At 40.9% G+C, this 12,075-nt stretch carries 12 protein-coding genes and 1 other RNA gene; 5 read left to right on the top strand and 8 right to left on the bottom strand.

The annotated features are described in order from the left end of the window. Positions 1-71: 71 nt before the first annotated feature. A complete protein-coding gene (locus BK049_RS17675) occupies positions 72-578 on the top strand; it encodes a GNAT family N-acetyltransferase (protein ID WP_008357343.1) in 507 nt (168 codons plus the stop codon). A 152-nt stretch (positions 579-730) separates the two neighbouring features. Here BK049_RS17675 and BK049_RS17670 read toward each other — a convergent pair whose 3' ends face one another. The 8 genes from BK049_RS17670 to BK049_RS17640 all read right to left on the bottom strand — a co-directional run bounded on the left by BK049_RS17670 (position 731) and on the right by BK049_RS17640 (position 6,465). Continuing rightward, positions 731-1,522: a 3D domain-containing protein gene (locus BK049_RS17670; protein ID WP_008357345.1), complete on the bottom strand. Its 792-nt coding sequence runs from the start codon at positions 1,520-1,522 to the stop codon at positions 731-733. A gap of 246 nt (positions 1,523-1,768) precedes the next feature. Next, complete coding sequence (gene recQ, locus BK049_RS17665) at positions 1,769-3,559, bottom strand: DNA helicase RecQ (protein WP_071169069.1); 1,791 nt, start codon at positions 3,557-3,559, stop codon at positions 1,769-1,771. Positions 3,560-3,693: 134 nt separating this feature from the next. Further along, positions 3,694-3,879, bottom strand: a non-coding RNA gene (gene ssrS, locus BK049_RS17660) — 6S RNA. 132 nt (positions 3,880-4,011) lie between these two features. Then, positions 4,012-4,512: a TraR/DksA family transcriptional regulator gene (locus BK049_RS17655; protein WP_034738713.1), complete on the bottom strand. Its 501-nt coding sequence runs from the start codon at positions 4,510-4,512 to the stop codon at positions 4,012-4,014. A 96-nt stretch (positions 4,513-4,608) separates the two neighbouring features. Continuing rightward, positions 4,609-5,256 carry an SDR family oxidoreductase gene (locus tag BK049_RS17650; protein WP_071169068.1) on the bottom strand — a complete coding sequence of 216 codons (648 nt, stop codon included), beginning with the start codon at positions 5,254-5,256 and terminating at the stop codon, positions 4,609-4,611. Positions 5,257-5,433: 177 nt separating this feature from the next. Continuing rightward, positions 5,434-5,775, bottom strand: a complete 342-nt coding sequence (locus BK049_RS17645; RefSeq protein ID WP_008357353.1) for a PH domain-containing protein — start codon at positions 5,773-5,775, stop codon at positions 5,434-5,436. Between the two features lie 290 nt (positions 5,776-6,065). Then, positions 6,066-6,203, bottom strand: a complete 138-nt coding sequence (locus BK049_RS19170; RefSeq protein WP_082194734.1) for a DUF4025 domain-containing protein — start codon at positions 6,201-6,203, stop codon at positions 6,066-6,068. A gap of 49 nt (positions 6,204-6,252) precedes the next feature. After that, the gene (locus BK049_RS17640) at positions 6,253-6,465 is read right to left on the bottom strand and encodes a DUF6501 family protein (RefSeq protein WP_008357355.1); all 213 of its coding nucleotides are present in this window, start codon (positions 6,463-6,465) and stop codon (positions 6,253-6,255) included. Between the two features lie 210 nt (positions 6,466-6,675). On the opposite strand from BK049_RS17640, the gene BK049_RS17635 reads away from it, so the two are divergent. From BK049_RS17635 to BK049_RS17620, 4 genes are all read left to right on the top strand, one after another. Then, complete coding sequence (locus tag BK049_RS17635; protein WP_008357356.1) at positions 6,676-8,160, top strand: aldehyde dehydrogenase family protein; 1,485 nt, start codon at positions 6,676-6,678, stop codon at positions 8,158-8,160. A gap of 105 nt (positions 8,161-8,265) precedes the next feature. Then, positions 8,266-10,143 carry a terpene cyclase/mutase family protein gene (locus BK049_RS17630; RefSeq protein ID WP_071169067.1) on the top strand — a complete coding sequence of 626 codons (1,878 nt, stop codon included), beginning with the start codon at positions 8,266-8,268 and terminating at the stop codon, positions 10,141-10,143. Next, positions 10,136-10,957 carry a superoxide dismutase gene (locus BK049_RS17625; protein WP_008359976.1) on the top strand — a complete coding sequence of 274 codons (822 nt, stop codon included), beginning with the start codon at positions 10,136-10,138 and terminating at the stop codon, positions 10,955-10,957. Before BK049_RS17630 ends, BK049_RS17625 begins: the two co-directional genes overlap by 8 nt. 144 nt (positions 10,958-11,101) lie before the next feature. Beyond that, positions 11,102-12,052 carry a bile acid:sodium symporter family protein gene (locus tag BK049_RS17620; protein ID WP_071169066.1) on the top strand — a complete coding sequence of 317 codons (951 nt, stop codon included), beginning with the start codon at positions 11,102-11,104 and terminating at the stop codon, positions 12,050-12,052. The last annotated feature ends 23 nt before the right edge of the window (positions 12,053-12,075 follow it).

Here is a 12,075-nt window from a genome sequence, read left to right as displayed (position 1 = left end):
GATCTATGCACTTCCTTTAGAATGGGAATTTGTGTGGTTTTTATCATCTCAATATGAAAGGAGCAATAGACTTGTCAATCTTACAGGAAACAGCAAAAGATGTGAAGACGTTAGAGCAAGAATTACAGCAATTGCAGTTCCAAATGTATCGAATGCAAGAAAATATGAAGGATATTTCAAAAAAAGCAAAGATTATTGGCATTGATCAAGCGAAAGAAGATGAGTGGATGATTGTCTCCGCCATTGAAAGTGCGGATACATGTAAAATTATGTTAAGCGATTGTGAAAAAGCTTTTCGCGGACAATCTGATTTTTCCTTAATTGCGGAATATCCTGAAGAAGGAAAGATTCACATTGCCGATATTAAAGGCCCGCCCAATAACGGCTATGGGTCAATCTGTATGAAGCATTTAAAGGAAATCGCAAGAGAGCAAAACATTCCTGTGATTACTGGAGATCTCGTCAAAAGAGATTGGAATCACGTGAACCGCCTGATTCATTTTTATGAAAAACACCATTTTGATGTCCAAATCAATTGGAGAGAACAAAGCGGAGAAATTTATTGGGTGGACAGCTAACGACAAAAACCAGCGTTTATCATGAGATGTACGCTGGTTTTTGTCGAAAATGCAAATTTTTCAGAAAAATATGTGTTTTTTTGCCCAAAAAAAGGGTACAATAAAAGCATCAGGCCGCCACCTGATGCTTTCTTCCAAAAAACAATAGACTACTAGTTAAGTACTTTCACTTTGACTGATTTTACGCCCCAATTTTTTGCTTGGGATTTGCTCGGTACGTGTACATCAATTTTGTTACCTTTAATTGCGCCGCCAGTATCTGCTGCGATGGCTTCACCGTAGCCTTCAACATAAACCTTACTTCCTAATGGAATGACCTTAGGATCTACTGCAATGACTTTTGCATTCGGGTTTTTGTTTAAGTTTACCCCTGTTGCAGTGATACCTGAGATGCCACCATCATTTGCTGTATACGCCGTAGCCGTTACAGTCATTTCTTTTTTCACACTTTGACTTGCAGAAGATGATGCTGCTTTAGCTGTTTCCTTTTTAGGAGCAGCTTTTTTCGTTGTTTGCTCTTTTTGGACAGGTTCCTGTTTTTGAACAGACTCTGAGCTTACCGGAGCTGAGCTTTGACCAGCAACACTTAGTGTTGAACCAATCAAAATTATATCTGAGTTTAAGTTATTCCAAGACTTAAGATCGCTAATTGACACATTGAATTTTTGAGCGATTTTCCAGAGGCTGTCCCCCTTCTGGACTTCGTACTGCTCCTGAGTTTTCTCTTTTGAAGAGATTGTCAATTTATCGCCAACATAGATCATGTCTGTAGATAAATTGTTCCAACCCTTTAGGTCCTTTAGAGACACATCATTTTTTTGAGAGATTCCCCAAAGTGTATCACCTTTCTTTACAGTGATTTCCTTTGCAGAAGCTTGCTGTGCTCCTAATGCTGTTGTTGAGATTGCTGCAACAGCAACCAAGGACATAATAGTCTTCTTCATAAAGTAAATCCTCCCTTGTTAGCTTTTTATGGCGGCTAACGAGTGCTATCGTAACATATGTAAATGTCATTTCAATAACAAAACGATATGTTTTAGATTACAGTTCCTTTACATGAAACATCTCTCTCCATTGGTAAATCAGACCACCAAACGGCTCAATTCCTCATCACATCAAGGTTTTAAAAGGATGGAAAACATCGTGAAAAGCACATGTCCAAGTGCTGTGAAAAAAATTATTTTTCTTCTTCAAACGCTTGATTTTTTCTCTTTTTCTATAAATAAACGTATTTCTTCTAAAAAAGCATCCCCGTATTTCTCTCTTTTTTGAGCGCCGACACCCTTAATATTCAGAAGTTCTTCTTCCGTTTTAGGCTCTACTGCTGACATTTCCTTCAATGTTTGATCAGAAAATACAACAAACGGCGGAACGCCCTGCTCTCTTGCTAACCTCATTCTCACTACCCTCAACTGCTCAAATAGTGCGTCGTTTTCTTGAATGGCCATAGCTTTGATCGCCTGCTTTTTATAAACAGCCTCTTGCCCTACTAGCACTTTCTTTCCTTTATACGTCACCTTTAGCGTTGGATACGTTCCTTCTGACATATGTAAATACTCTTCTGTAATTAAAAATTCAATGAAATCACTAATGTGCTGGGCTGAATGATGCTTCATTAAAGCATATGTAGGAAGACGGTCGAAACCAAGATCAAGCACTTTTTTGTTTTTTGAGCCCGCTAATACTTGGGCAATCATCATTTTTCCGAATCGTTCGTTCATTCTAACGGTGCAAGATAAAACCATTTGCGCTTCTCTTGTGACGTCTTCACGCTCTCTCTCGTCTAAGCAATTGCTGCACTTTTGACAAGGCGCACTTGCTGATTGATCAAAATAGTCCATCACAAATTGCTGAAGGCACTGCTCCGTATGACAGTAATCGACCATTTGTCTTAGTTTAAACAATTCATGCTGATACCGCACTTCATCTTCTGTCGATTGCTCAATGAGAAAACGCTGCACTCGTACGCCTTGAGGTGAAAAGAGCAAAATGCATTCACTTTCAAGCCCGTCTCTGCCGGCCCGTCCTGCTTCTTGATAGTAGCTTTCAATATCCCTAGGAATTTGATGATGAATGACAAAACGTACATTGGACTTATTGATTCCCATGCCAAATGCAGACGTAGCCACCATCACCTGAATGTCATCATTTAAAAAGAGGTTTTGCTGATCCTCTCGCACATCATCATCTAATCCTCCATGGTAAATACCCACTTTGATCTTTTGCTTTTTTAAGCGATTGTAAATCTGATCTGCTTCTTTTCGTGTAGCTGTATAAATAATGCCTGATTCAAGACTGTTTTTCTTCATATATTGTGTGATGAAATGGTCGCTGTTTTGTCCTTTCACCACTTGAAAGGATAAATTTTCTCTAGCAAAACCAGTAAAGATGGTTTCTTCCCCGTTCATGCCAAGCTGCTGACATATATCCTGATGAACTTTTTTTGTGGCTGTTGCTGTTAATGCCACAATCACCGGCCTTTTCGGCAGCTTATTTAAACATTCTTGAATAAAGCGATAGCTCGGTCTAAAATCATGACCCCACTCAGATATACAGTGCGCTTCATCAATAGCGATTAAAGGAATCGTCAATTGATGAAGCAGCTGAAAAAAGCGTTCATTTTGTAAGCGTTCAGGGGTGATATACAGCAGATCATATTCACCATTTTCACATTTTTTCAGCCTTGCATTCAATTCGCCTGCTGAAAGTGTACTGTTTAAAAAAGACGATCGTATTCCCATCTCATTTAACGCATCCACCTGATCTTTCATTAAAGAAATAAGCGGAGATACAACGATCGTTGTGCCTTCCATCATCAGGGCAGGAATCTGGTAGCAAACCGATTTCCCTCCGCCTGTCGGCATAATGCAGACGGTATCTTTTCCTTTGCTTACAATCGATTCAATGGCTTGTTTCTGTCCCTGCCTAAAGGCATCAAAGCCATAATATTGTTTAAGGAGTGCTTCTGCTTGTCGTAACATCCAATTCCCTCTCCGTCATTTGTTTTGTCTATTTTAACATACATTCCTGCATTCACATTCGGTCTGCTCAATTTCGTATTTTGAGCAAAATAAAAAGCCATTTTCCAAAATGGAAAATGGCTTGATTCATCCTAGGAAAAGCTGCGGATGCCGTAATCTAAGTAAGAAAGTTTTAAACCACCACTCCTCAAAGTGGGTGTTTGCAGAAACGTTCCTGTCTTCCTCTCAAAGGAGGCGTGACATTCCAGCTTCAATATAAAACTCCCTATTACAGCTTAAAGGTTAAAACTTAATTAACATTACGCACATCGCAGCCTTTAAACTATACTACACGAAAGTTTATTAAATTTCAAGATATGTTTTTTCAATAAAATGCTCATGTATTCAAGATATCTGTCCATACATACATAAGAAAACATTATTCTAAGAAAGTTTCATTTTTTCCCATCGTGTTATTTGTCATCCTCTAAATCAACATCTTGCTCTTCTTCTAATCTTTCATACGTGTCTGAATGCATTTGATCCATTGTTTCTCTATTTGTTAAATTACGCATTTGTTCAGAGAACGAACGGTCAAATTCATTCGGATCTTGATTGGTTTCTTCGTTTTTCTTGGCATCAATTGAATAACGCGTATATGGTACTGCTTTTAAACGTTCATACGGAATGTCTTTTCCTGTTTTCTCACATATCCCATATGTGCCGTCCTCCATTCGCTTAAGCGCTGCATCAATTTCACCTTCAAGCTGATCATCGACTTGATCCAGCGTTTGTTCTGTCATGCGGTCTAAATAAATGCTTCCATGATCAGCCAGATGGTTTCCAACACCATTTGACATTTCATTAGATTCGACCAGCATGGATTCTTCTTTCTTTTTTGATCCTTTCACATCTTTTTTTAATTGAATGAGTCTTTCATATAAATCAGCTTTTTGCTCTTTCGTTAAGCTCACGGTCAACCACTCCTTTCTCCTTTCCTTCCCGCTACAAGCGAAATAAAAACATTAAAAAAAGCTGCCGCCTCTTTGGCAGCAGCTTTCTTCCTTCACTTAAAGCTTACGAAGTGCTTCTTCTACTGGTGTATCACCTTTGATTAAGTCAAAGGTCTTATTTTTCACATTAGGCTCCGTTAAGCTTTCTACTAGAACAACAGCTACATCTTCTCTTGAAATCTCAATGTTTCGATCATCTGGGATATGAGCAGCAGCTTCTATTTTCCCTGTTTTCTTCTCATGCAGCAACGCACCTGGGCGCACAATGGTGTAAGAAAGACCAGACTGTTTTAAATGTTCATCTGCCTTTCTTTTCGCTTCATAATAAATTTCCATACTGCCTTGTCCTTTTCCTTGGTTAGGATCGTCAGCATTATACGAACTCAGCATCACAAAGTGCTGAATATTTTCTGTTTTGGCCGCATCAACGAGGCGCTTTGCCCCCTCTTGATCCACAGCAATCGTTTTATCTGCACCTGTTTTTGAGCCTGAACCAGCTGCAAAGATGACAGCTTCCGCTTGTTTTACAGCAGGTGTGACATCCTTTTCAAGATCACCGGTGACAGGCGTGGCACCAAGTTCTTTTAGCTCATCGGCTTGTTTTTCATCTCGAATGAGAGCAAGCGGCTCATGTCCTTTTTCTTTTAAATAACGAATGACAAGTCTGCCTGTATGTCCATTTGCTCCAGCAACTAATACTTTCATTGTTCATTCTCCTTTCTGTATCTGTTTCATCTTTATCCTTTTTTTCTATGATTCAAACACGCCAATAGAAAAAAGCCTTTCCCATTTGTTATGAGAAAGGCTAAATCATGTGCGATAAATAAAAATAAGAACGAAGAATGAGAAAAGTGCATGTGATCTATGTAATCGCAAAGTTGATCAGCAAAGATGTTTTGTTAAGATGGCCTGCACATCACTCAAATCTGTATCTTTAGAAAAATCGAGTTCAAATACTTTTGAGCTTGTGACAAGCAGCATACCTGTGTCTTGATCAAACACGCCAGCTTCTTGAATGGCAAAACTTTCAATTGATCGATACGGCAAGGAGACCCTGACTTTCTTTTTAGAAAATATGCGGTTATCGCCAAAGATCAGTCGTTTATTGGTAAAACAAATTTGGTCGTGACGCAGTCTGTAAACAGCCTCAATTCTTTCCCCTTCAATCAATAAGGATTCGAATTTTTTATGATCATTTTGTTTACTGACAGAAAAAATACCCACGTAAACCCCCTCTTCCTGCATCAAATTCCTTTATGACAAAACGGCCACACGGCTCTGTGGGTACGTTTTATTCTCACTTATAGAATACGCTATAAGTGGTTGTTATTCCATTACGAATAGATTAAATTTCATTTAACTTTTTCTTTATGATCCGATGCTCTTTCCTCTACTTATTTAGACTGCTAAAGCAGGAAAAAAGTTTCAGTTCTTTTCGAGAAATCACCTTTGATTTTCTATTGTCATCATCCTATAAAAAAACAGTGATTGTGTAAAATCACTGTTTTAAATGGCTATTCATCTTTTGAGGTATCAATCGTTCCCTCGGCATACACATCAGAAATCTGCTCAAGCGTGATCGCCATATCAGCGTCTTCGTTATCATGCCAAGCATTTTGATGTTTCTGCTCGTCTGTTTGCTGCTTTTTCATTTTCATCACCCTTTACTGTTTTTCTTAGTATGAGTGATGACCCTTCAAATCATTCAGCCGAAATGTCTTCGAAATACTCTTTGTAATATCCGCCTACTTTACCGGTATTATCAACGACAAAGAGGAATTCCTCTGTTTCATTTTTCACTTCATATGTGTTTCCAACCGTTAGAACGCGGTTGACCATATATTTTTTCGCATTCGTATGTACACATTTTACTTGTTTTAACGTTTTGGCCGTTTGCCAGTTTTGATGGATCATGATATAAAAACTCCTTTTTTCATCTATATATTTATTGTAGCCAATTTTTTGTGAAATGCAATCAGTGTTATGGATTGCTTTCAAGCATGTCGTGTACTATGATAAATGTATACGTTTACATCTGTGTGCGTATACTGTTTGGCTTCACGTCCACTTTTTCCACCTAGAACTCGCAGAACAACCCATATCTTTAAGGAGGTTTGTTTATTTATGAGCTCTACAACACTTCAAATCAGTTCAAAACTCGAATCTTTTCTCCAAGGGACGAAGAAACTCTACATTAACGGTCAATTTGTCGCAAGTCACGATAACAAAACATTCTCTACGCCTAACCCAGCCACAGGAGAAACCCTTATTGATGTATATGAAGCCGGTGCAAACGACATTGATGAGGCAGTGAAAGCGGCTAAAAAAGCCTTCCATGGTCCGTGGCGCTCAATGTCTGCGGCAGAACGTGCCCGCCTGATGTTTAAACTTGCAGACCTAATGGAAGAACACCAAGAAGAGCTGGCTCAGCTTGAAACACTGGATAATGGAAAGCCCATTAATGAAACAACACATGCGGATGTTCCTCTTGCCATTGAACACATGCGCTATTATGCAGGCTGGACCACCAAAATGACTGGACAAACGATTCCTGTCAGTCAGGGATATTTTAACTATACCCGCCATGAGCCTGTTGGCGTTGTGGGACAAATCATTCCTTGGAACTTCCCGCTGCTTATGGCCATGTGGAAAATGGGGGCAGCACTAGCAACAGGCTGTACCATCGTTTTAAAGCCAGCCGAACAAACCCCTCTTTCTGCTCTTTATTTGGCTGAATTAGTGGATAAAGCTGGATTCCCAGATGGCGTCATTAACATCGTCCCTGGATTCGGTGAAACAGCCGGAGAAGCTTTAACTGATCACCCTGATGTCAACAAACTGGCATTCACAGGGTCAACAAGTGTTGGGAAATTGATTATGGAGAAAGCGGCTAAATCTATTAAACGGGTCACATTAGAGCTTGGCGGAAAATCGCCAAATATTATTTTACCGGATGCCGATTTAAAGAAAGCCATTCCAGGAGCTTTAAATGGTGTCATGTTTAACCAAGGTCAAGTGTGCTGTGCAGGCTCAAGAGTCTTTATTCACCGGAGTCAATATGATGAAGTAGTTGATCAAATGGCCACGTATGCGACCTCATTAAAGCAAGGCGCTGGTCTGCATCAGGATACCCAAATCGGCCCTCTTGTCAGTAAAGAGCAGCATGAGCGTGTGTTAGGCTATATTGAAAAAGGGAAGTCAGAAGGCGCAACCGCTGTTGTCGGTGGCGATTGTCCTTATGAAGCCGGCTATTTCGTCTCTCCTACTGTGTTTAAAGATGTAGAAGATGACATGACAATCGCAAAGGAAGAGATTTTCGGCCCAGTCCTATCTGCAATTCCTTATGATTCCATTGATGAAGTGGTCGAACGGGCCAATCAGTCTGAATATGGATTAGCCGCAGGACTTTGGACAGAAAATCTAAAACATGCCCATGATATCGCTGCACGTCTTGAAGCAGGCACGATTTGGGTCAACTGCTATAATGTCTTTGATGCCGCCTCCCCGTTTGGAGGATATAAGCAGTCAGGCCTTGGCAGAGAAATGGGATCATATGCCCTGAACAACTATACAGAAGTCAAAAGTGTGTGGATTAACCTTCAAGACTAATCAAGCACGTAAAGAAAAGCCGGTGACGATGTCATCGGCCTTTTTGTGATGGCATGTGACAGGCAGGCTCCTGAATATAGTGGTAAAGGAAAGGAGCATGACCAAATGCAGGATGTCAAAACGAGAGTACAGGAATACATCAATGAACTGCACATGCAGGTAGAACGCAGACAAAGAGAAGATGGCGCTTTTGTTTTCTGCTTTGAAGGACCTATGATGACAAATGCTTTTTTAATTATGCTGTTAAAGGCTGTGCATGACCCCGATCAGACATTGATCTATCAATTGGCCGAAGCAATACATGCAAAGCAAAATGAAGATGGTTCCTTTTCTTTGTATCATGATCAAACGGGACATGTCACAGCAACAGTTCAAGGCTATTGCGGAATGCTCGCTTCTGGCAAATTTCAAAAAGACGAACCTCATATGAAAAAAGCAGCACAATATATTCGATCAAAAGGTGGATTAAAGAACGTACATTTTATGACAAAGTGGATGCTCGCCGTCAATGGCATGCACCCCTGGCCGTACTTCTATGCACCCCTTTCTTTTTTACTCATCCCTACATCATTTCCACTGCATTTCTACCATCTTAGTGCATATGCAAGAATTCATTTTGTGCCAATGATGATTGCACTGAACAAACGGTATACCTCTCATGCTAAGTTTCCATCGTTAGCACACCTTGATGACAGCATGTCCAAAAATCCATTTGACTGGTTTATGGCAAGAGAAGAACGTTCAACGGATCACTTCCTGATGTATATGAGATCATATACCGCCTTAGACAACCGGCTCGACTTTTTCGGATATGAAGCGGCTAAGCGATATATGTTTGACCGGCTTGAACAAGATGGGACGCTGTACAGTTACTTAAGTGCGACAATCTTTATGGTCTATGCACTAATGAGCCTTGGTCACCCACCAGGACATCATCTCATCCAAAAAGCGGTCAAAGGCATGAAAAAGCTTGTCACCTCCTGTCACGGCCACATGTATGCTGAGAATTCCACATCCACTGTTTGGGATACTGCGCTGGTCAGTTATGCCTCTCAAAAAGCAGGCAAAAAACGAGAAGATCCCATGATCATAAAATCATTCACATACTTGTTGAACCGGCAGCAAATGAAGAAAGCGGATTGGGCAATTCATAACCGGCATGCCGCTCCAGGAGGCTTTGGTTTTTCACATATTAATACCAATAACCCTGATTGTGATGACACACAAATTGTGTTAAAAGCAATTCCAAAAGAATTTGCGCAAGCGCAATGGACACGAGGGTTTGAATGGCTTCTTTCCATGCAAAACCGTGATGGCGGCTTTTCTGCGTTCGAAAAAAATCAAGATCACTTTCTGCTTCGTCATCTTCCGCTTGAATCGGCGGAGGATGCGGCCATTGATCCCTCAACTCCTGATATTACAGGCCGCGTGCTTCATCTGATTGGTTTAGAGGAGAAAAACATGGCTTCTCCAACTATCCTCAGACAAAAAGATCAATGCGTGAAATGGCTTCTTGATCATCAAGAGAAAAACGGATCATGGTTTGGCAGATGGGGTGTTTGTTATATTTATGGAACTTGGGCAGCGTTAACAGGACTCAAAGCGGCCGGTATCCCTTTCTCACACCCTGCCGTTCAAAAAGCATGCCGTTTCCTAAAGCAGATTCAACTAGAGGATGGCAGCTTCGGAGAATCATGCAAAAGTGCAGAAGTGAAAACCTATGTCCCGCTCCCGTTTGGCACAGTGGTTCAAACCGCCTGGGCAGCAGAGGCTCTCCTGCAATATGAGAAACCAAATGACAAAGCGATTTTAAAAGCTGTCTCCTTTTTAGTGAATCATCATCATACGGAAGAAGCCTTGCACTATCCAGTAGGCATTGGACTGCCAAAGCAATTTTACATCACATATCATAGCTATCCATTTGTGTTTCCAATGATGGCTTGTTCCACATTTTTAAAAGAAATGAGGCGTATCAATGAATAAGGAAGAATATCGTTCACAGCTCAAAGAGTGGCTTAGCTCGATTCAACATGTAACTCAAGATGATCACATTCACCAGAAAGCAGAAAATTTACGCGTCAAAATGAACGATGACCGTTCCAGTGAACAAGAGTGGTACGAACTGGCCGAAAGGATTGCAGACGATTTGAAACAACACGAAGCCCTGCGGGATGTAGCAGCAGGAAATCATCAGTTACCACCACTGCCTTATCGGTATGAAGCGCTAGAGCCTTATATTTCAAAGGAAATTATGTATTTGCACCACCAAAAGCATCATCAGTCTTATGTCGATGGTCTAAATAAAGCTGAACTTGCACTAAAAAAAGCAAGAAGAACCAATGATTTTACGATGATCAAGCATTGGGAACGTGAGCTTTCTTTTCATGGGGCAGGGCATTATTTACATTGTATCTTTTGGTTTTCAATGAGTCCTTCAGGAAAAAGAAAGCCTACTGGTCAAATGCTTCGTCTTATTGAGCATTCGTTCGACAGCTATGAGGCATTCAAATCACATTTTTCAGCGGCAGCCAAACAAGTAGAAGGAGTCGGGTGGGCGATCCTTGTATGGGCACCACGCGCTCATCGCTTAGAGATTTTACAAGCCGAACGCCACCAACTGCTCTCACAATGGGATGTCATCCCTCTCCTTGCCCTTGATGTGTGGGAACATGCCTACTACCTTCAGTACCGAAATGAAAAGACACAATATGTAGACCGGTGGTGGAATGTCGTTGACTGGCGTGAGCCTGAAGCAAGACTAAAGCAGGCTCAGCAAGTGAAATGGACCCCTTATTGATATCATGCTTCATGTAGGCCTTGGCCTGCGTGGGTTTTTTAGTTTACATAATATAATTATAAACACCTATTAAGATCAGGTTGTTTTTTCAGAAAATTCATTTAAAATAGAAAAGATATGGAAAGAAAGAGAGTTGAATGATGAATGAACACCCTTTTAAACATTAGCCGCTTTGCAGGAAGAACATTTGCCATATGGGTCATTGTATTTGCTTGTCTAGGCTTTTTCTTCCCTGCCGCATTTTCGATGATTGGACCTTATATTCCTTTTTTACTTGGGATCATTATGTTTGGAATGGGTTTGATGCTGTCCTCTGATGATTTTAAAGAGCTGTTCCGAAAACCTCTCTATGTGCTGATCGGGGTTTTGGCGCAGTATACACTCATGCCGCTGATTGCATTTTTATTGGCCTATGGGTTACATTTGCCTTCTGAAATCGCTGTTGGTGTGATTCTCGTAGGCTGCTGCCCAGGCGGAACAGCCTCCAATGTGATGACCTTTTTGGCGAAAGGAAATACGGCATTATCTGTTGCCGTGACAACGATATCAACACTACTTGCCCCCATTTTAACCCCTGTCTTCATTTACCTTTTTGCACGATCCTGGCTGCCCGTATCTCCAGGTGCTTTATTTTTGTCGATCGTCCAAGTTGTTTTGATTCCGATTATTTTAGGGGTCATCGTCAAATTGTTTTTTTCAAAACAAGTCACATATGCAGTTCAAGCACTGCCGCTTGTATCTGTTGCCGGGATTGTGGCGATCATCGCTGCGGTTGTCAGTGCAAATAAAGACCAGATACTGCAATCTGGCCTGCTTATTTTTGCAGTTGTTATGTTACATAATGGACTCGGGCTTTTATTTGGTTTCCTTATTGCCAAATGGTCTAAAATGGACATTCCCTCCCAAAGAGCTATTTCGATTGAAGTGGGGATGCAAAACTCTGGACTTGGCGCAGCTCTTGCGACAGCACACTTCTCTCCTCTTGCCGCCGTACCAAGTGCCATTTTTAGTGTGTGGCATAATTTATCTGGCTCATGGCTTGCGACGTATTGGTCAAAACGAGGAAATCAACAAAACAAAGAGAAAAAAAGCTAGCCCCTTAATCGGTGCTAGCTTTT

The organism is Bacillus xiamenensis (genome assembly GCF_001857925.1).
Classification (GTDB): Bacteria; Bacillota; Bacilli; order Bacillales; family Bacillaceae; genus Bacillus; species Bacillus xiamenensis.
This window is presented reverse-complemented; position numbering and strand designations above follow the sequence as displayed.